The 20241-nt window shown below is 70.3% G+C and carries 18 protein-coding genes; 9 read left to right on the top strand and 9 right to left on the bottom strand.

Annotation, left to right across the window (positions count from 1 at the left end; all coding sequences use genetic code 11):
- Positions 1–78 precede the first annotated feature (78 nt).
- The 3 genes from HALOF300_RS03345 to HALOF300_RS03355 form a co-directional block, all read right to left on the bottom strand.
- Positions 79–2052, bottom strand: coding sequence for an ABC transporter substrate-binding protein (locus HALOF300_RS03345; protein WP_156739271.1), 1974 nt, complete (start codon positions 2050–2052; stop codon positions 79–81).
- A gap of 223 nt (positions 2053–2275) precedes the next feature.
- Positions 2276–2881 (bottom strand): acyltransferase, encoded by a 606-nt coding sequence (locus HALOF300_RS27490; RefSeq protein WP_156739273.1) that lies wholly within the window; start codon positions 2879–2881, stop codon positions 2276–2278.
- The gene (locus tag HALOF300_RS03355) at positions 2878–4101 is read right to left on the bottom strand and encodes a hypothetical protein (protein ID WP_197522270.1); all 1224 of its coding nucleotides are present in this window, start codon (positions 4099–4101) and stop codon (positions 2878–2880) included. The genes HALOF300_RS27490 and HALOF300_RS03355 overlap by 4 nt, the downstream gene beginning before the upstream one ends.
- Positions 4102–4329: 228 nt before the next feature.
- On the opposite strand from HALOF300_RS03355, the gene HALOF300_RS03360 reads away from it, so the two are divergent.
- Positions 4330–6369: a heparinase II/III domain-containing protein gene (locus HALOF300_RS03360; RefSeq protein ID WP_156739275.1), complete on the top strand. Its 2040-nt coding sequence runs from the start codon at positions 4330–4332 to the stop codon at positions 6367–6369.
- Here HALOF300_RS03360 and HALOF300_RS03365 read toward each other — a convergent pair.
- The 4 genes from HALOF300_RS03365 to HALOF300_RS03380 are packed head-to-tail and all read right to left on the bottom strand — an operon-like array spanning position 6366 to position 8188.
- On the bottom strand, positions 6366–6833 hold the full coding sequence (locus tag HALOF300_RS03365) for a spore germination protein GerW family protein (RefSeq protein WP_156739277.1): 468 nt from the start codon (positions 6831–6833) through the stop codon (positions 6366–6368). The two genes, HALOF300_RS03360 and HALOF300_RS03365, sit on opposite strands and share 4 nt — an antisense overlap.
- Positions 6834–6840: 7 nt before the next feature.
- Positions 6841–7227 (bottom strand): fluoride efflux transporter FluC, encoded by a 387-nt coding sequence (locus tag HALOF300_RS03370; RefSeq protein WP_231954986.1) that lies wholly within the window; start codon positions 7225–7227, stop codon positions 6841–6843.
- On the bottom strand, positions 7224–7661 hold the full coding sequence (locus tag HALOF300_RS03375) for a fluoride efflux transporter FluC (protein WP_156739278.1): 438 nt from the start codon (positions 7659–7661) through the stop codon (positions 7224–7226). Before HALOF300_RS03375 ends, HALOF300_RS03370 begins: the two co-directional genes overlap by 4 nt.
- A complete protein-coding gene (locus HALOF300_RS03380; RefSeq protein ID WP_156739280.1) occupies positions 7658–8188 on the bottom strand; it encodes a universal stress protein in 531 nt (176 codons plus the stop codon). Before HALOF300_RS03380 ends, HALOF300_RS03375 begins: the two co-directional genes overlap by 4 nt.
- A 266-nt stretch (positions 8189–8454) precedes the next feature.
- Here HALOF300_RS03380 and HALOF300_RS03385 point away from each other — a divergent pair, with 266 nt between their 5' ends.
- The 5 genes from HALOF300_RS03385 (at position 8455) to HALOF300_RS03405 (ending at position 15748) form a co-directional block, all read left to right on the top strand.
- A complete protein-coding gene (locus HALOF300_RS03385; protein WP_156739282.1) occupies positions 8455–8649 on the top strand; it encodes a hypothetical protein in 195 nt (64 codons plus the stop codon).
- Between the two features lie 158 nt (positions 8650–8807).
- Positions 8808–9632, top strand: a complete 825-nt coding sequence (locus tag HALOF300_RS03390) for an HAD-IIA family hydrolase (protein WP_231954987.1) — start codon at positions 8808–8810, stop codon at positions 9630–9632.
- A gap of 78 nt (positions 9633–9710) precedes the next feature.
- A complete protein-coding gene (locus HALOF300_RS03395; RefSeq protein WP_156739284.1) occupies positions 9711–10373 on the top strand; it encodes a TetR/AcrR family transcriptional regulator in 663 nt (220 codons plus the stop codon).
- A 426-nt stretch (positions 10374–10799) separates the two neighbouring features.
- Positions 10800–13214, top strand: coding sequence for a phosphoribosylformylglycinamidine synthase subunit PurL (gene purL / locus HALOF300_RS03400; protein ID WP_156739286.1), 2415 nt, complete (start codon positions 10800–10802; stop codon positions 13212–13214).
- A gap of 101 nt (positions 13215–13315) precedes the next feature.
- The gene (locus HALOF300_RS03405; RefSeq protein ID WP_156739287.1) at positions 13316–15748 is read left to right on the top strand and encodes a polysaccharide lyase 8 family protein; all 2433 of its coding nucleotides are present in this window, start codon (positions 13316–13318) and stop codon (positions 15746–15748) included.
- Between the two features lie 129 nt (positions 15749–15877).
- On the opposite strand, the gene HALOF300_RS03410 is transcribed toward HALOF300_RS03405, so the two are convergent.
- Positions 15878–16381, bottom strand: coding sequence for an FBP domain-containing protein (locus HALOF300_RS03410; protein ID WP_156739289.1), 504 nt, complete (start codon positions 16379–16381; stop codon positions 15878–15880).
- Between the two features lie 384 nt (positions 16382–16765).
- On the opposite strand from HALOF300_RS03410, the gene HALOF300_RS03415 reads away from it, so the two are divergent.
- From HALOF300_RS03415 to HALOF300_RS03425, 3 genes are read left to right on the top strand one after another with little or no spacing between them, the layout of a single operon-like run.
- Positions 16766–18325 (top strand): SDR family oxidoreductase, encoded by a 1560-nt coding sequence (locus tag HALOF300_RS03415; RefSeq protein ID WP_156739291.1) that lies wholly within the window; start codon positions 16766–16768, stop codon positions 18323–18325.
- Positions 18322–19140 (top strand): tryptophan-rich sensory protein, encoded by an 819-nt coding sequence (locus tag HALOF300_RS03420; RefSeq protein ID WP_231954989.1) that lies wholly within the window; start codon positions 18322–18324, stop codon positions 19138–19140. The genes HALOF300_RS03415 and HALOF300_RS03420 overlap by 4 nt, the downstream gene beginning before the upstream one ends.
- Positions 19141–19173: 33 nt before the next feature.
- Entirely contained in the window at positions 19174–19623 is a 450-nt protein-coding gene (locus tag HALOF300_RS03425; RefSeq protein ID WP_156739293.1) for a pyrimidine dimer DNA glycosylase/endonuclease V, read from the top strand.
- On the opposite strand, the gene HALOF300_RS03430 is transcribed toward HALOF300_RS03425, so the two are convergent.
- Complete coding sequence (locus HALOF300_RS03430) at positions 19613–20170, bottom strand: MarR family winged helix-turn-helix transcriptional regulator (RefSeq protein WP_231954990.1); 558 nt, start codon at positions 20168–20170, stop codon at positions 19613–19615. The genes HALOF300_RS03425 and HALOF300_RS03430 overlap by 11 nt on opposite strands.
- Positions 20171–20241 lie beyond the last annotated feature (71 nt).

The raw sequence follows: 20241 nt of genomic DNA on the forward strand, positions 1-20241 counted from the left end.
GCCCTGATCCACCTTCCCCGTGGCGTGACCGGCGTCGGAACCGATCACGCCACGGGGCCTTGCATCACCCCGCCCGGCCTACTGGGACATCCAGTACTGCTCCGGGTTCGTGAGCGCCGGGGTGGCCACCCGGTAGCTGTCCGGGATGAGCTCGGGGACGTTGTGGAAGTCGTTGCTCACGATCCCGTACCCGGAGGCGGGCAGTACCGTGCCGATGTGGTAGAACTGCTCGGCCGAGATCTCCAGGATCTGCGTCATCAGCTCGGCCTGACGGTCGGGGTCGAACGTGGCTCGCAGTTCGTCGTACAGCTCCATCTGCTGCTGCGTCGCCTCCGGCGGAGCTTCGCCCTCGGCACCGTTGGTCGTGTACCAGGTCGCCCACAGCTGCGCATAGTCGGCCCGGTTGGAGACCGGAAGGTACCAGTACGGGTTCTGGACCACATCGGTGCCGCCCCCGGCCAACCAGACTCCGGCGTCGGGGATGTTCGCGGATCGGCGTTCCTCATACAGCGAGCGGTCCATCGAGTTCGGCGTCATCGTGATGCCGACCTCGGCCCAGTAACCGGAGATGAGCGCGAGTGAGTCGTCGAAGCCGGGCTGCCCCGGATTGTCGACCGTGAAGGTGATCGGCTGCCCGTCGGGCCCGAGCCGGCGGCCCTGGGCGTCTCGCTCGGAGTAGCCCGCGCGGTCGAGCGCCTCGTTCGCCAGGTCGACGTCGTACTCGGTGTACTGCGTCGAGAGCGCCTCCGAGTAGAACGGCGATTCGGGTTGCGGTGAGACCTGCGACGGCGTCCCCTGCCGCTGATAGACCGTGTTGACGATCTCCTCACGGTTGATCGCATAGGAGAGGCCGATCCGGAAGTCGAGGTTGTTGAAGATCTCCCGCTGCACCGGGTCCTGATGGGTGAGGTTCAGCATGATGACCATCTCGTTGGCGAGCCCCGGGATGAGATTGAAGAAGTCGAAGTTCGCCTCCTCGCGGGCCTGGGCGAGTACCGGCTTGTTCACCGCGGTGTTGAAGTGCCGCACGTGCATGTCGATGTCACCCTGGATCGCGGCGGCCAGCATGACCTCCGGCTCGTTCATGACCGTGTAGCGCACCGTGTCGATGTAGGGGAGCTGGTTGCCCTCGGTGTCGACCTTCCAGTAGTAGGGGTTCCGCTCCGCCACGACGGCGGTGCTTGTGCCGAGCGGTTCGGTCACCATCCACGGGTTCAGGACCGGGAGGTCGGGGTTCGTCCAGGCGTCGTACTTCGCGGCGAGCAGTTCGGCCCAGGTGGTGAAGCCCTCGGACTCCACCAGTGCGTCGAGGTCGGCGTTGTAGTCGGGCAGGAACTGTTCCAGGTAGTGGCGCGGGACCATGAGGCTCGTGCCCTCGGCGAGACTCGGCAGGAACACGCCACTGGGCTCCGGGAACGTGAGCGTGAACGTGTAGTCGTCGCCGATCTCGAGGGCAGCAAGCTCGCCCGTCGAACCCTTCACGATGCTGTCCGAGATCCCGTCGACGGTTCCGGTGATCTCCGGGTTGCTGACGAGGTCGTAGTAGAGCTGCACGTCCGCGGTGGTCACGGGCTCGCCGTCGGACCAGCGCATGCCCTCACGTAGGTGGAAGGTGTAGACGGTGCCGTCCTCGTTGACGTCGTAGGACTCGGCGATGTTCGGGATCACCTCGGCGTCGCCGGGGGCACCGGTCCACTCGGGGATCCACCTGACGATGGGCTCGTAGCCGATCGTGCGCTGGAACCAGACCTCGTCCCCGGGCCCCTGGGTGACGGTCCGCCAGGTGCCGCCGTACTGGCCGAGGCTCTCGTTCGGGGTGACCACCACCGGCTCCGCCGGCAGCCGCTCTTCGACCGGGGGCAGGTCGCCCGACTCGACGAGCGCCGCGAGCGCGGGTGCCTCGCCGCCGAGGTCCACCGAGGTCGTCGGCCCCTCCTCGGGGTCGGCCTCGGTGCAGCCGGCGACGACCAGACCGGCCGCCAACACGAGCGCGAGACCTCGTAGCGCAGGGCCATGCCGGAACTTGCGACGGTGCTTCGCAGATCGATTCATCTCAGGCCTCTCTCTTCATCGAGTACAGGGCGTGGCGGGTCGGGAGGGGGATCCAGGGTCATTCCTGGCTTGTGCTGCCCGATTGCCGGACGGGACGCGGATCGGCGCCCCTGGTGGTCCGAGTATGGCGATCCAGCGGGCCTTCGCTCCATAGACGCTCTACCAACCTTTTGCACGGATCGACGACCGTCCTCGCGCATGCGGAGCCCTTTTTCGTGGCCGCTCATGCCTTCGGCCCGACGTCGCTGCGCGAGCGCAGCACGCGCGCCGGCACGCCGACCGCCACACTGTCCGCGGGGATGTCGTGGGTCACCACCGAGCCGGCGCCGATGACGCTGCCCCGGCCGATCGTGACGCCCGCCATGACGCTCACCCGGCCCGCCAGCCAGACGTCGTCCTCGATCACCACCGGGGCCGGCTCCAGCCCCTGCCCGTGGATGGGCCGGCCCGGCGCGAAGCGATGGTTCGCGGCGATGATCATGACGTGGGGGGCGATGCGCACGCGGTCGCCGATGTGGATCAGCCCGGTACGATCCGCGGCGCTGCCGTAGCCGACGAGCACGGAGTACGCCTGCACGGAGCAGTCGTCGCCGAACCGGATGTTCCCCTGCAGCACCGCACCGGGGGCGACCGTACAGCGGTGGCCGAGGGTGAGTTCGCCGCCGCGGGGATTGACTCGAGCCTCCGGGTGGATCCGGACGTCATCAGGGGCGCTGAAGTTCCGGTGCCGCCGCGCCTGCCGGAGCCCCCACCATTCGACGAATCGCTGACCGCGCCCATCCCCGCTCGGCATGCTCAGGCCGCGGTCGAACCACTGCCACAGTGTCATCGAGGCACCTCGAGCTCGACGAGTTCGGCGTGCCGGCCCGGAAGACTGTTGCACAGGATCCGGTCGCCCGAGGGGTGGAAGACCGGGTGGGCGTCGATCCGGTGCGGGCTGCGGCCACGCAGACTCCCGCCGTCGTGCAGCGGCAGCGCCCGGGAGCCGAGGACCTCACCAGCCGCCCGGCTCAGGAAGGTGACCCGCCCGTGCGGTGGATAGTGGTCGGTGACCAGCAGATCCGGGTCCACCGGCGACACGCTCGGATGCCCGCCGCTGGAATGCTCGGCGAGCTTGCGGTAGCCGGTGCCGTCGAAGCGGACCTGCGCCAGACACAACCGGCCCGGCTGCTCCGGATCCGGGCCGTATCCGATCAGGGTGACATTGTCGGGCTGCCATGACCAGTGCACCCCGGGCGCCGAGCCGAGGTCCATCGCGACGTGCAGGTCGGTCAGGTCGGCTCGAGCCGTCATCACGTACTTGACCCGACGCTCCCCCCGGTCCCCGGGCACGCCGTTGTTGCCGAAGAAGAAGAGCAGCCGCGACCCGTCCGGGCTCCACCGCACGCAGAACGTCAGCAGCGTCAGGCCTTCGGAGCCGTCGCCGAGTAGCCGGCGGACCTCCTCGTCCGCTGAGTGCAGCACGTCGCGATCGGGGTGACCGGCCAGGAGGTCGGCGACGCTGAGCCGCAGGGTCGACGACGGCGGGTCGAGCGTGTATTCGAAGAGCCCGTGCTCCTCGCGCGCCTGGAACGGGACAGGGGAGGCCTCGGGCCGGTACCCGGCGACGGGGTCGCAGGCGGCGTCGTGCATCGCGAGCAGTCCCGAGATCAGCGGTCCGTCCGACGGGGTCGCCCCGTCGAGGCTCCCGAGGACGACGGTCTCCTGTCCGGTCGCGAGGTCGCGTCGGACGAATCGCGGCTCGGTCACGGTGCCGCTGTCGTAGTACACGGCGCTCCCATCGGCGCTCCAGGTCTGCCACCGTCCGGTGTGGAAGAAGGATGTCCGGATCGGGTTCGTGCCGAACCGCTCGAGCACGTCGCCGTCCGGCCCGAGGATCAGCACCTCACAGAGGTTCCGGTCGAGATCCGCCCCGGCAACCAGAACTCGATCGGTGCCATCGGGGGCGTAGGGGCTCACCGTGTAGTACGCGTGGACCAGCCAGCGGTCCGGCACCCGGAAACGTCGGAGCAGCCGCGGTTCGTCGGGTCGGACGTGCGCCATTGCCATGCGTGCACCTTGGTGGAACCATCCGCCGTCCGTCAATGCACGGAACCGTGATCGTTTGTCCGATTCGACGATGCGGCGCGGCGGGAGCTGCCGGGGTGGCAGTCACCGCCTCCGGGGCGGTGTTCGGTGGCGATCCGTGCAAGGGGTCGTTCGCGCGTCCATTGCTGCGCGTTGCTGCGGGACACCAGAGTTGCCTCATACGTATCGAACACCGGGAGAGATGAACCCATGCTCGTGCTGACCGACGAAGACGTCCACCAGCTGCGCCGCTCCGCAGACTCCGACGCGGTGGACGGGACGCTGTATCGCTCGCTCCGGGAGCGCGCGGACCGGTGGTCCGGAACCCCCGGCCTGACGACTCCAGGGGGCACGATGTCGTGGTGGCACGTGTCCTGGGAGCGGATCGCCGACGTCGCCGCCATGCAGCGGCTGGAGCCGAGCGAACAGTACGCGACCTGGCTCCACGAGGAGACGCTGCGGATCGTGCGGGCATCGGAGGATGCGTGGATCGGTCCCTTCTTCAGGGCACGTGGACCGGTGGCGGTCGGTGCCCTGGAGACCGCGCACCTGACGCTCGCTGTGAGCACGGCGGCGGGCCTGTGCCCGGACGTCTTCGACGCCGGCGAGCACGACGAGATCAGCGCCGTTCTGCGCGACCGCGGCCAGGTCCTGTGCCGACGCTTCCTGGACCGTTCCGAGGGGATCCCGGCGGCGGCCGCGCCGGCCGGCCCGCGCCGCGAGCTCAACAACTGGGCCATGGTGTTGCTGAACGGGTACGGCACGGCGTCGGCGTTCCTGTCGGACCGGGGCGGGATCGCCGAGACGATCGAACGGTTCGGGATCCTCACCGGACTGTTCGAGCCCGACAGCTACGGCGAGTCGGTCCAGTACTGGAACTACGCGGCCAGCCAGCTGTCCCATCTGCACGACGTGATCCGGGCGTACGACCCGGCCCTCGCGGCCGGACTCGATCTCGACTGTTACACGCGATGCGTGCCCTGGGTGGCCTCCTCCCACCTGCACATGAAGCCGCTCGCAGGTCATGGGGACCAGCCGCAGCCTCGGGCTCTCAACTTCGGGGACTCGGGCTCGACCTTCCGGCCGAGCGCGGACGTGCTGTTGCACATTGCCGCGCGGGCGGCGCGGAGCCACCCCGCCGAAGCAGGGCTGGCACGGTGGCTGTTCGAGGAGACCTACGCCGGACCGGAGCAGGGACGGGGGGAGGGGGAGAGCTTCGGCTTCGTGAACTCCTTCCGATGGAGCAGCCTGCTGTTGCTGCGTGAGGCCGCTGCCCCACTGAGCCCGAACGCGGCCGGACTGGACCTGGCCCGATCGTTCGCGGAGGGCACCGCTGTGGTGCGGGATCGATGGGAGGCGACGCAGACCGTCCTCGGCGTGCACGGCAGCCATGACCCGATGAAGGTCGCGTCGCACCGGCATGCCGATCAGAACAGCTTCATCCTGGTGCACCAGGGCGAGCGGATCTTCGTGGATCCCGGCCACTGCTGCTACCGGCTGGAGACGCAGCGGATCGCGACCCTCTCGACATCGCACAACACCCTGACGTTCGTCGGCGCCGACGGCCCCATCGAGCAGTTGAAGTCGGTGCACTCCTTGCAGTACCCCGGTGCGCGACCGAGCATCGAGCGTGACGGGGACGTCACGATCGTGACCTCGGACGCGGGCGCGGCCTACCCGGACCCGATCAGGAGCGTGGTGCGCACCTGGGTCACCCGCCTGCCACACGCCGTGTTCATCATCGACCACGTGCTCGCCGACGAGCCGGTGCAGGTCGAGACGCACTTCGTCCTGAACAACCGCGACGGTGCGCTGCGGGTCGACGAACACGACCTCTTCCGGGCGCCGGAGCGAGCCGCCACGCTGACCGCGAGGCGCAACGGTGCCGGTGCCCGGCTGGTCCGTGCCGCGAGTACCGACGGTGGCGCCGACCTCGCGCAGACCCCGCTACGACGGTGGGGGTACGTCCACGACTACTACCACCCCGAACCGAACCAGGTGGGCCAGGGCCGTGAGGGCTCCGCCAGCATCTACACGTTCGCCACGGACCGGGCCGCCACCGACTATCTCGCCGTCCATGCCCTCACCCTGGGCGACGCGGACGCCCTCGATCACTGGGAGGTCACCGGATCCTTGACCGAGGGACTGGTGATCTCCCGAGACGGTGCGCCATACCTGCAACTGCGGTCGGCTGGTGGCCCGGTGATCGCCGACGCAACGGAGCAGGCTCCGGCTCGAGTGTCCTCCTAGCGGCGCCGACGCAGCCGCGCCCGCAGCACACAGGCGACCGAGACCGCGACCACCGCCCCGAGGATCTGTCCGCCCAGGATCGCCCGGTTCACATCGACCGCGGGCTGCCAGGACACCTTGCCGTCGCGGATCACATAGGCGCCGGCCGGGCGGGCGATCACGCCGAAGCCGCCGCCCCCTCCGGATCCCTCGGCGTGTGGGGCGCCCTCACCGGCCGGGCCCTGGCCGGTACCGTCCCCGTAGCCCATGCCGGACCCGCCGGATACCTTCGCGACCGGGATCACCTGGACGCCGTCGGCCTCGTACGCGTCGCCGAAGACCCGCTTGACGGTGAGCGCGTCGCGGGCTGCCTCGATCGGCAGCCGCGGGTCTCCGTGCGGTGGCCGGGGCTCCCGCCGGTTCGGGCCGGATCCGTCGGGTCCCGGGTGAACGTGCTCTGTGGTCGCTTCGTCGGGGGAGTTCATCCGCCCATCATGACCCGAACTGCAACCCCAGCACGAGACCCAACGTCGCCGCGACCACGGTGAGCGCAAGCGTCCCGAACGCATTCACCAGCCCGCGGCGAAGGTCGCCCGAGGCGACCAGCCGGACCGACTCCACCATCGCCGTCGAGAAGGTGGTGTAGCCACCACAGAATCCGGTGGCCGCGATCGTGTACACGTCGGCGGAGATCGCGCCCGTGGTCAGGGCGCCGGCGAGCACCCCGATCAGCGCCGAGCCGGTGACGTTGATGGTGATCGTCGCGACGGGCAGCAATCGTGACCATCGGCCGCGGATCATCCCGTCCACTGCGAACCGGGTCGCGGCGCCGAGGCCGCCGAGCACGCCGACCAGGGCGGCCAGCAGGACCGGGCTCACGGAGCCGCCCCCGAGCCGGGCGTCTGGCGTCGATGCCGTGCGCCGGCCAGGGCCACCCCGAGCAGGCAGGTCGCGAAACCGAGCACCACACTGCCGATCCCGTATCCGAGGCCGAGTGCGACCTCACCGTCGGCGAGCAGCTGCTCGACCTCCAGCGCGAGGGAGGAGAACGTGGTGAAGCCCCCGAGCACCCCGGTGCCGAGCCCGAGCCGCACCAGCCGACGAGCGCGGTTCTCGGCACCGTGGCGTACCAGCGCCTCGAGCAGCAGGCCGAGCGCGAACGCGCCGACGAGATTCTCGACGGCGGTCGCGACCGGAAGTCCGCCGTCGCGGGGGATGAGCTGGGTCAGGCCGTAGCGGGCCAGGGTGCCGACGGCGCCGCCGAGCGCCACCACTGCGAGGAACCCTGGCTCGGCGTGCAGCGGGCGGCTCAACGGGCCATCAACTCGCCCTCGTGCTTCGTCGGGAGCACAAGCACCGGCACCGCCTGGGTGTGCGCGAGACGGCCGGCAACGGAGCCGCCGATCATCTCGTTCATCCAGCCGCCGAAACCTGGCCGACGCGCCCCGACCACGATCATCGCCGCGTCTCGTTCCCGCGCCTCCGCGGTCAGGCCCCGGGTGGCCTCGCCGACCCGGTAGGAGAAGCACCACGCCACGTGCAGCGGGTCGAGGACCTCCGCCAGACGGGCCACCAGGATCCCGGCGAGTTCGGCTGCGTCCGTGCCCTCGTCGACGCTGTCCGGATCCAGTGGGGCGGTCGGGATCGTTCCGTCGATGCCGACGGCACTCTCCGCGGCCCGCACGTGGGTGGTGTCCACCCAGGTGCACACGATCCCGGTGCCCATCCGAGCGGCGATACGCGCGGCGCGCACCACCAGGTGACGGTCCTGGTCCGGCTCGACGCCCAGCACCAACGGGGACTCGGGGGCCGGTCCCGGCCATGGTCGTGACGCGCTCATCTGTCTACCTCCCGCCGGGCGCCAACTCTACGCGCGCTGCTCCTGCGGGCCCGTCCGTGCGCCGGGATCATCGCGCGGGCCGAGGGCGCAGGGACGGCGCTGCACCTGCGTCGGGGCAGGGCTGGCGCCGGCGAACCGAGTGAGGTGCCCTCCGCCGAGAGGTAGTGGTGTCCGTCACAGCCGTCTGGTTGCGGAAACCCCGTCGCAGCGGATGATGGTTTCCCACCGGTCCGACGTGGGCCGGGTGTGGGAGGGAAGTGGTCACGATGGGACGTCATGTGCGCGAGGGCGTCGAGGTGGACGCCACCCCCGAGGCCCAGCCGGTCGAGGAGTCCGCACCGTCGGGTGAGGACGTGGACGCCGCGGCGGACGCCGACGGCGACGCCGAGAGTCCGGCCGACGCCGTCGAGGACGCGGCTGCCGATGGGCAGGACTCCGCCGACGAGGATGCCCAGGCCTGAACCGCCGCCGGGTGACTGCTGACCGCTGGTTCCCGGACACCGAGCGCACGCCGCACCGACCCAACGGTGATCACCGGTGCTACTCAGAGGTTCTGAGGTGCGCGCCGACGCGGGCATGATGGTCTCCGCCACCGACCGCATGCCACCGAGGAGCGCCCGTGCCGCAGGCCGACCGTAACGACCGTCCCATCGAGCACTACGACGCGTACGTCTTCGACATGGACGGCACCATCTACCTCGGCGATGAACTCCTGCCCGGCGCGAAGGAGCTCGTGGAGGGCCTGCGCGAGCGCGGCCTGCCCGTGCGGTTCCTGTCCAACAATCCGACGAAGGACCCGAGCGCCTACGCGGAGAAGCTCGAGCGGCTCGGCCTGCCGACCCCGGTCGAGGAGATCGCGAACACGGTCGTCACGACCACCCGGTGGCTACGCGCGAACGCACCGGACGCCGTCGTCTTCCCGATCGCCGAGCGGCCGGTCGTGGACGCGCTGCACGCCGCCGGCATCACGACGTCGGACGATCCGGCCGCGATCGACATCGTGCTGGCCAGCTATGACCGCACGTTCGACTACGCGAAGCTGCAGGTCGCCTTCGATGCGATCTGGTTCCACAAGCGGGCCCGGCTGATGGCGACCAACCCGGACCGGTACTGCCCGTTCCCAGGCGGTCGGGGCGAGCCGGATGCCGCCGGCATCGTCGCCGCGATCGAGGCGACCACGGGGGTGACCTGCGAGCGTCACTTCGGCAAGCCCGACCCGGCCATGGTCGAGGTTGCCCTGGCGGGCCTGGACGTGCGTCCCGAGCGGGCGCTGATGGTCGGCGACAGGCTCGCCACGGACATCAAGATGGCGGTCGACGGCGGAATGGCCTCCGCGTTGGTGCTCACCGGAGACTCCACGGCGGCCGAGGCGGCGGCGCTACCGCCGCAGGAGCACCCCACCTATGTGCTCGACCGGATCGACGCGTTGCTGCCCGGGGCCTGATCCGCGCGGCAGGCGGTAGCGGTGCGGCACCAGGTGGGCGCACCACATCGAGGGTCCCGCGTCGCTATCATCGCGTAGATGCGTGAGGTCTCGATCCCGGTGATGGAGCCATCCCCGGCTCAGGTGCGGCTGATGGAGTCCGCGGAACGACTCGTCGCCCTGCGCGGCTTCGACGGCGCCAGCTCACGTGCGATCACCCAGGCGGCCGGGCACCGCAACCACTCGGCGATCAACTACTACTTCGGGTCCCGACAGGGGCTGCTCGACTCCATCTACCACTGGCGGAGCACACCGATCAGCGCGCACCGGGGTGCCATGGTCGCCGATCTCGTGGCGCACGGTCGGGAGACCGATCCCGAGGCCTTGATGCGGGCGTTCGTGGAGCCCTACGCCACGGCGCTCGACGCGTTGCGCCCGAGCTTCTGGGCCCGGTACTCGGTGGCCTCGCTAGCCAACCGTCCGCTGATCTTCATGGGTGAGGTGCGCCGGGACGTCAAGCGGTTCAATGACATCGAGGTGCCCCTGAGCGTCACTCTGGATCTGTTCGACATGATGCGTGCAGTCGCGTGTGGCGGGCGGGAGCCGGACGCCGGGCTGCGCGTCGCGGTGATCGTCCGCTCCATCAACGCCACCATGGCCGCCTGGGAGGCCGACGTCGAGCGGCGGGATCTCGACACGGTCCCCCTGGAGGTCCTGGCCGAACAGGCGGTGCGGCTCGGCTCGGTGACCCTGACGAGTTGACGTTCACGCCGAAGGGGCCGATCCGACTCAGCGGTCGCCGCGTCCCTCGGCATCGCGGCGGAACATCTCGCTCAGGTCGAGTGGCTGGGTCGGTGGTCCATCGTCGGTTCGGTGAGGCACCGTGTGGCCCACGATGGCGCCACCCATCGTGACCTCGGACGGTCCGACGGCGGGCTGCTGAACCGACGGCCCTGTCATGTTCTTCTCATCTCGGTCACCGTCCACTCGCGCAGCGCCGGGCATGGCTGCGACCCCGGGGACCGATGTCCCCGCCGGCGGCGGGCACGGCAGCGCCGCGCCCGCCGCCGCCGCCCGACGCGGTGGCCGCGGCGCCCCTTTCGACGCTGACCTTCCTGCGGGAAACCATGAGCATGTGCATCCGCCCCCCTCGTGGCCGATGTAGGTGAGATTAGGAGACATGTCCTAATGCTGACAAGGGGCCTCGTGAGATCCGCCGGCGAGGCGATCGATCCGAGCCGGGTAGATTTGCCTCCAGTTCCCCCTGCGCCTTCCGTGAGGACCACCGTGACCAACGCGCCAAGCGCCGACACCGTCGAGAACGCCGCCGCCACCCCAGACGTCGAGCTTCCCTACGCCGAGCTCGGACTGAAGGACGACGAGTATGCGCGGATCCGCGACATCCTCGGCCGGCGCCCCACGGCCGCCGAGCTGGCGATGTACTCGGTCATGTGGTCCGAGCACTGCTCCTACAAGTCATCCAAGCGCCACCTGTCCCAGTTCGGGGACAAGACCACTGAGGAGATGCGCAAGCACCTGCTCGTGGGCATCGGTCAGAACGCCGGCGTCGTGGACATCGGCGACGGCTGGGCCGTGACGTTCAAGGTCGAATCCCACAACCACCCGAGCTACGTGGAGCCCTACCAGGGCGCCGCCACCGGTGTCGGCGGGATCGTCCGGGACATCATCTCGATGGGCGCCCGGCCGGTCGCGGTGATGGACCAGCTCAGGTTCGGCGCGATCGACCATCCGGACACCCAGCGCGTGGTGCACGGTGTGGTGTCCGGCGTCGGCGGCTACGGCAACAGCCTCGGCCTGCCGAACATCGGCGGCGAGGTCGAGTTCGACGCCTCCTATCAGCGCAACCCGCTCGTCAACGCACTCTGCCTCGGCGTGCTGCGGCACGAGGACATCCACCTGGCGAACGCCGAGGGGGTCGGCAACAAGGTGGTCCTGTTCGGCGCCCGCACCGGCGGCGACGGCATCGGCGGGGCGTCGATCCTCGCCTCGGAGACCTTCGACGCGGACAAGCCTTCCAAGCGCCCGAGCGTGCAGGTGGGGGACCCGTTCATGGAGAAGGTCCTCATCGAGTGCTGCCTCGAGCTCTACGCCGCGCGTGTGGTCGAGGGCATCCAGGACCTCGGCGCCGCGGGGATCTCCTGCGCCACCTCCGAGCTCGCCTCCAACGGGGACGGGGGGATGCACGTGGACCTCGAGAGCGTGCTGCTGCGCGATCCCACGCTGACGGCCGGCGAGATCCTGATGAGCGAGTCCCAGGAGCGCATGATGGCCGTGGTGGCCCCGGAGAAGCTCGACGAGTTCCTCGCGATCACGGCGAAGTGGGACGTGGAGACCTCGGTCATCGGCGAGGTCACCGGCACCGGACGGCTCACGATCGACCACAACGGGCACCGGATCGTGGACGTCGACCCGCGCACCGTCGCCCACGACGGTCCCGTCTACGACCGCCCCTACGCCCGTCCGGCCTGGCAGGACGCCCTCAATGCCGACGACGCCGCGACGTTGCCGCGTCCCACGACACCCGAGGAGCTGCGCGCCCAGGTGCTCGCCCTGATCGCCTCCCCGAATCTCGCGTCCAAGGCGTGGGTCACCGACCAGTACGACCGGTACGTCCAGGGCAACACCGCACTCGCCCAGCCCGACGACGCCGGCGTGGTCCGGGTCGACGAGGCGAGCGGGCTCGGGGTCGCCCTGAGCACCGACGCGAACGGGCGCTTCACCAAGCTCGACCCGTACACCGGCGCCCAGCAGGCACTGGCGGAGGCGTACCGGAACGTCGCCACCGTTGGTGCCACCCCGCTCGCGGTCACCGACTGCCTGAACTTCGGCTCGCCCGAGGACCCGGACGCGATGTGGCAGCTGGTGGAGGCCATCACCGGCCTCGCCGACGCCTGCGTGGAGCTCGGGGTGCCGGTCACCGGCGGGAACGTGTCGCTGTACAACTCGACCCTCGCGGGCGAGGTCGGCAAGGGGCACATCGACGCCTCGATCAACCCGACCCCGGTGGTCGGGGTGCTCGGCGTGCTCGAGGACGTCGCCCGCGTCACGCCGTCCGGCTGGTCCTCGCACGGCCAGCACGTCTACCTGCTCGGCGCCACGCACACCGAACTGTCCGGGTCGGTCTGGGCCGGCGTCGTGCACGGCCACCTCGGCGGCCATCCGCCGGTGGTGGACCTGGACGCCGAGCGTGCCCTCGCGCAGGTACTGATCGACGCCGCCCGGCAGTCCCTTGCCGCGGCCGCGCACGACCTGTCCGCCGGCGGCCTCGCCCAGGCCCTGACGGACGCGGTGCTGCGTTACGGCGTCGGCGCCCGCGTCTCACTGGCCGAGCTGATGCCCCGGGACGACATCGATGCAGCCACCGCGCTGTTCTCGGAGTCCGGCGCCCGCGCGCTCGTGGCCGTGGAGGCCGAGAACGTGGCCGCGTTCGAGGCCCTCGCCGCCTCCCACTTCGTGCCGCTGCTGCGGCTGGGCGAGACCCTCGACGGCGGAGCGGGCCTGGTCGTCGACGGCGCCTTCGAGCTCGGCCTGGACGAGCTCCGCGTGGCCCACGAGGGAACCCTGCCCCGCGTCTTCGGCTGAATCTCCCGGCCGTGCGCCGGGCACGGGATTGACACCGGTGCCCTGCATGCTGCTTGACTACGCCTGATAGCAATTTTCAGCGAGTCAACGGAGACCTGAACATGTCTTTCACGCCCTCTCGTCGTCAGTTCCTGCTCGGTGCGTCGGCCGCCGCGGCGCTCTTCGCCAGTGGTGGCCTCGCCCTACCTGCCTCGGCTGCCGATCCCTACGAGGATGTATTGGCCCGGCGGCGTGAATTCCTCACCGGCGGGGCGGTGGCGGCCTCCCACGCCGGGCTGGCCGCCAAACGGGCGGCGATCGACGAGTCGGTCGCCGGCCTGCTCGCCACCTTCAACCGTGCGTCCGGGCGCACGTACCTGTGGCCCGAGCTGCCGGTGAACGGCGCCGGCAACACCGCCGAGGTGGGCAACATGGGGGTCACCGCCAATCAGCTCACCGTCCTGGCGACCGCCTGGGCGTCCGCCGGCAGCCGGTACCACAACGACGCCGGCCTGCTCGCCGATCTCCAGGGCGGGCTCGCGTTCCTGTCCGGCCAGTACCGGGCCGACCGCACGCGTCCGGGCAACTGGTGGTTCTGGGAGATCGGGCTCCCTCGGCAGGTGGCGGACACCCTCACCCTGCTCGGCCCGAACGTGCCGACGGAGACCTTCGACCGGCTGATCGCGGCGGTGCGTTTCCACGCCCCGAACCCGAATGTGCGTCGCGGCTCCACGCTGAAGGAGACCGGCGCCAACCGGGTGGACAAGGCGCTCTCCTGCATCGTCCGGGGGCTGCTCACCACGTCCGAGGCCGATGTCGCGCTCGGCCGGGACGCGCTCTCCGACGTGGCCGACGGCGGTCGCAACAGCCTGTTCCGGGTCGTCACCTCCGGTGACGGCTTCTACGCCGACGGCTCCTTCGTGCAGCACGGCTACCTGCCCTACTCCGGCACCTACGGCGGCGTGGCCATCACCGGGGTGGCCGAGGTCCTGGCGATGCTGGCCGGCAGCCAGTGGGCGGTCACGGACCCGAACCTGGCCAACCTGCTGGGTGCCGTGGACACGACCTTCGCACCGTTCCAGTGGGACGTGCGCACCATGGAGAGCACGCGCGGCCGGGCCGTGTCGCGACAGGGCGAGCACGACTACGACTCCGGTTTCGCGATCGCGTCCGCGATCCTGGTGCTCGCCGACTCCGCCCCGGCCGAGCAGCGCGCACGGTACCGGGCGCTGGTGAAGGGGTGGCTGGAGCGCACCACCGACCAGACGGTGGCGGCGAACAACCAGACCCTCGCCGCCTCCGCTCGCAGCCTGGCCGTCGTGGAGGACGCGGGCGTGACGCCGGCTCCGCCCCGAGTGGGCATCACCAACACCTACAACCAGGAACGGATCGTCCAGCACCGTGGTGGCTGGGCCGCCGTCGTGAACACCTCCTCGAGGCGGATCGGCCGCTACGAGTGGGGCAACAACGAGAACAACCTCGGCTGGTACCAGGGCGACGGTGTGCTGTTCGTCTATCACCGGGAGGACCCGGCCCAGTTCTCGGCCGATTTCTGGCCGACCGTGGACCCGTACGCGCTGCCCGGCATCACGGTCAACGGCGAGAGGAGGACCAGTGGGGAAGCGGCCGGCACCGGCATCCCGCGGGCGAACAACCAGTACGCCGGCGGGTTGACCATCGACGGGGAGATCGGCACCACGGCGATGGATCTGACCAACGCCACCGGTACCCTGACGGCGAACAAGTCCTGGTACTTCCTGACCGACTCCGTCGTCTGCGTGGGGTCGAACATCGCCGACACGTCCGGCACGCCGGTGCGCACGATCGCGGAGAACCGGTCGTTCGCCGTCGACACCGTGCCGCTCGTACGGATCGACGGCCGGCCCGCCATGCTCACCGACGAGCCGAAGCCGGCGCGGAACGTGCACGTCGCGGGGCACGCCGGGTTCGTGGCGCTGCCTGCACCGGGGCGCGAGGAACAGCAGTTCGGGGTCCGTTCCGAACGGCGCACCGGCACCTGGTACGCGATCAACTCCGGTGGCGACACCGCCGGATCCACGGACGAGGTCACCCGCGATTTCGTCCGGATCGAACACACCCACGGGGCCGGCGGCGGCTGGTACGCCTACGAGGTGCTTCCGCTCGCGTCAGTCGGGGAGACGATGCGGCGGCCCCGGGTCAGCGTGATCCTCGCCGAGGATCAGGCCCATCTGATCGAGGCGCTCGACGGCGCCCGGATGGGGCACTTCTTCGCCGCCGGCGCTTGGGCCGGGTACAGCGTCAGCGGGCCGTGCGCGGTGGGCCACCGCCAGGTCACCGCCGGTCCGGGTCGGGCCGGAGCGGCCGAGATCCGCACGGAGCTGGTGATCTCCCAGCCGACCAAGACCGGGGGCACGCTGACCGTGGAGTTCCCGTTCGACGCACCCGGCACCGTGCTCGGCGGCGACCCCTCGGTCACCGTGGTCAATGAGTCACCGCTGCGGGTGACCGTGGACGTGGCGACGCAGCGCGGAGCCGAACACCGGCTCACCTTCGTCGACCGCCGGCGCGGATGACCGTCTGGTCGGCCTCTCCCACCGTCACGCAGGACCTCCCGGCGTCACGCAGAACCTCCGCGCGTCACGCAGGACCCGCCGCCCGAATCAGGACCTCGTCAGATCCTGATTCGGGCCGGAGGTCCTACCTCAGCGGGTGCTGCCGATCTCGCGGACGAACTTCGCGGACCGCTCGCGCAGCCCGGCGATCCGACGGCGCACGATCAGTTCGCGTCCGGCCGCGTCGCTCGCCTCCACGGCGGTCGGGATCCTGCGTACGTTGGCCGAGCAGGCGAACTGCCGGCAGATGAGCGTGCCGACGGTGTTGCCGCGGCGGCCGGAGTCGCCACCGCGACGGGCCACGTAGAGCACGACGTCGCTGGTATCGATGACGTCCTCGCACCAGGCACACATCGCCTCTCGCCGCACGCGACCGGTCCGGGCGTCGCCGGACCGCAGGAGGATGCCCGTGGGCTCACCGTCGAGTTCGAGCACGGCGTACGCGGACAGCGGTGACTTCGGGTCCTGCCAGCCGAGATAGTCGAGGTCATCCCAGGCGACCCCGTCCAGGTCGGGCAGGACGGCCCGGTTGGCTTCGCCACGGGTGGCGTTGACGAAGGACTTGCGGATCTGCTTCTCGGTCAAGGGGTTCATGGTTACGGTGTCTTCCGGATGGTCTGGGTCAGGGCAGAACGAAGCCCACGCCATCGCACCCCACGCGCAGGGCCGGTCCGTTGCCGGCTCTCGTCAGAGAAGGATGACGCAGGTCCGGGCTGGGCCTGAGCAGGCCAGGGCGGCCACCCCGCATTCCGCGGTGAGATCCCGCATCTGCTCGCTCCTCTTCCGGTCTCGGCCCGCAGTCCGAGCCGTCCCGCCCACATTACGCTCCCTGTCCAGCCGATTCGGTGACGGCGGAGCGGAGCGGGGGGAGCCGAGGCCGCGCCCGCCGTCGTTGGACGAGCGCCGACCAGCGACCTGACGGGATCACCGGCGGCGACTTCGCTCGCGGGCGCGGTCGCCGCGTCGGAGACTGGGTGGATGTCGACAGCGAAGCGGATCCTGGTCACCGGCGCCACCGGGTACATCGGTGGCCGCCTGGTCCCCGAACTATTGGATGCGGGCCACCACGTGCGGGTCATGGCGCGGCATCCAGACCGCCTGCAGAGCCGGCCCTGGGCGGACCGGACCGAGATCGTCCAGGCCGACGCGCGGGACGACGACCAGGTCGCCACCGCGCTCACCGAGGTGGACGTGGCGTACTACCTGATCCACTCGCTCGGCTCGGGCCCGACCTACGAGCAGCGCGACCGAGCGAATGCCCTGAGGTTCGGCGCCGCCGCGCGCGACGCCGGTGTGCAGCGCATCATCTACCTGGGCGGCATGCACCCCGACACGGAGGAACTCTCCCCGCACCTCGGGTCCAGGCGGGAGGTGGGCGAGATCCTGCTCGCGTCCGGCGTGCCGACGGCCGTGCTCCAGGCCGCCGTCATCCTCGGATCCGGAAGCGCCTCGTTCGAGATGATGCGCCACCTCACCGAACGTCTTCCGGTCATGGTTGCCCCCAAGTGGTTGGACAACAGGATCCAACCGATCGCCGTGCGTGACGTGCTGCACTACCTCGTCGCCGCGGTCGGTCTGCCCCCGGGCCTGAACCGCACGTTCGACATCGGTGGCCCCGACGTGCTCACCTACCGGCAGATGATGCAGGGATACGCGCGCGCGGCCGGGCTGCCGCCGCGGGTGGTGCGAACGGTCCCTGTTCTGACGCCGTGGCTGGCCAGTCACTGGGTCGGGCTGGTGACGCCGGTGCCGGCCGGCCTCGCGAAGCCGCTCGTCGAGTCCCTGATCCACGAGGTCGTCGTCAAGGAGCACGACCTGGACGAGTACGTACCAGGGCCGCCGGGCGGGCCGACGACCTTCCCTCGCGCGGTGGAGCTGGCGTTGCAGCGCATCAAGGACATGGATGTGAGCACGTCGTGGGCGTCCGCGTCCACACCGGGGGCGCCGAGCGATCCGCTGCCCGCGGACCCGGAGTGGTCCGGCGGCAGCCTGCTCGTGGACTCACGCGAGCGGGTCGTCGACGCCGCACCAGAGGAGCTCTGGGAGGTGATCGAAGGGATCGGTGGTGCGCACGGCTGGTACTCCTGGCGGCTCGGCTGGGTCGCCCGCGGACTGATGGACCGGGTCTTCGGTGGACCCGGGCTGCGTCGTGGCCGCCGCCACCCCCACCGGCTCACGGTTGGAGACGCCCTCGACTGGTGGCGGGTCGAGGCCATCGAACCCGGCTCGCTGCTTCGCCTCCGGGCCGAGATGCGACTGCCCGGGCTGGCCTGGCTCGATCTCGTCGTGGCCCGCGATGACCAGGGTCGTACCGTGTTCCGACAACGGGCCACCTATCACCCCAAGGGTCTGCTCGGGCAGATCTACTGGTGGGTGATCACGCCGTTCCACGGCCTCGTCTTCGGAGGCATGCAGCGGAACATCGCGTTGGCCGCCGAGGCTTCGAGTGTCGGCACTGGTGCAGATGCTCGGGATGCGGGCACGGGTGCCGGCGGGAATACTCCTGAGAGCCCAGATCCCACGGAGCCAGAGTCATGACGCCAGCCGATGTGCGCGCCGAGCGGGCCGGTTCGGGGTCGCAGCGCTTCGTGCGTCGGTGGCCCCGCCGTATCGCGGTCACCGTCTCCTTCGTGGTCTGCGTGCTGGGGTCGATGGTCGGGGTGGGCGTGTTCGGGGGTACCCCGATCGCAGAGGCCGCCGGTGGGCTGCTCGCCGCCGACAGCACCCATCTCGCGCCGGCCTCGGGCGCGTTCTCCATCTGGACGGCGATCTATATCGGACTCGGCTGCTACACCGTGTGGCAGTGGTGGGATGACGACACGCGTGCCCTGGCGTGGCCGGCGATCACCTCGATGCTGTTGAACGCCGCGTGGATCCTGGTGGTGCAGGCGGGGTGGGTCTTCGGCAGCGTGCTGGTGATCGCGGTCCTCCTCGGCGTCCTGGCGTTGCTGTTCGTCCGATGCTTGAGGCGTCGCCCGTCGAGTGCCATCGAAGCGGTCGTGACCGACGGCGTGTTCGGGCTCTACCTGGGCTGGGTGTGCGTGGCGATCTGCGCGAACATCGCTGCGGCGCTCGCGGGCGCCGGTTTCGACGGCTTCGGCTCGCCGCAGTGGTGGTCCGTCGGGGTCCTTGCCGTGGCGACCGTCGTGGGCGTGGCGCTGGCCCGCTTCAGCCGTGGCCGGCTCGCGGTCGCGGCCTCGTTGGCATGGGGGCTCGCCTGGATCGCCATCGCCAGGACGGTCTCGGAGCCGTCCTCGACGGTTGTCGCCATCGCGGCCGGCGCCGCGGCGGGTGTCGTCGCGCTCACAGCGGTCGTCGCCCGGGTGCGGGCCCCACGCGAGATCGCCGGATGACACCCGTCCGGTTCCCGACCGTAGGCTGAGCCGGTGCGCCTGTGGTCCCTCCACCCCCGATACCTCGACCGGCAGGGCCTCACGGCATGCTGGCGGGAGGCGCTCCTGGCCCAGGCCGTGCTCGCCGGCGCCACGCGCGGATACACACGCCACCCCCAGTTGGAGCGATTCCGCAGTTGCGCCGAGCCGTTGACGGCGGTCGGTGGATACCTCGACGGGGTGGCCACGGAGGCGAGTGCCCGGGGCTACCGCTTCGACCGGTCCCGGATCCGGGAGGCCGGCGGCGCCGGCGACCGCATTCCGGTGACCGACGGGCAGCTGCGTCTGGAGTGGCTGCATCTGATGGCCAAACTCGAGGTGCGTACCCCCGACCTCGCACGGCACTGGGCGCACGAGCCGGAACCGGAGCCGCATCCGTCGTTCATGACGGTCCCCGGCCCGGTGGCGGACTGGGAGCGTTCGGCGCCGGACCTCAGTCGCTGACCCGGTTGCCCTCGACGACCTCGGTTGCGCTGAGGGAGTCGAGGAAGGAGATGACGACCTCACGCTCGGCAGGCGGCAGGTCGGCTGCCACTGCGAAGCGTCGGGCGTGCTGGCGTCCCACGCTCTGGCGAGCATCCACCCGGGTGGTGTCGGTGACGGACACGGTCAGGGCACGGCGATCGGTGGGGTGCGGCCCCCTCCGGACGTGGCCGCCCTTCTCCAGTCGATCGAGCAACTTCGTGGTCGAGGCACTGGAGATGCCCAGATATTCCGTGAGCGCGCCGGGCGTCACCAGGCGCTTCTGGTTGTGCGCCGCGATCAGGTACCGGAGCGCGCGCATGTCGGTCTCGTTCAGCCGCATGTACCGGCGCGATGACTCGCTCATCCGTTCCGCGGCCTCGTGCCAGTTCCGCAGCGCGTTCATCAGCCTGACGACCTGTTCGACGTCGTGGTCGGTCATACCGGAGCGATCGACCAGGTCGCCGACCGGATCGCCCACGCGCGGGTCGTGCATGGCTGCTGCGACCTCGTCACGTGTTCTCTTCACGAGATACATGCTAGCCGCTCTAGGCTTAATCATGCTAGGTTTGCATTCGCACAAGCAAGTATCTAGATAGG

Source organism: Occultella aeris, from assembly GCF_902703175.1.
Classification (GTDB): domain Bacteria; phylum Actinomycetota; class Actinomycetes; order Actinomycetales; family Beutenbergiaceae; genus Occultella; species Occultella aeris.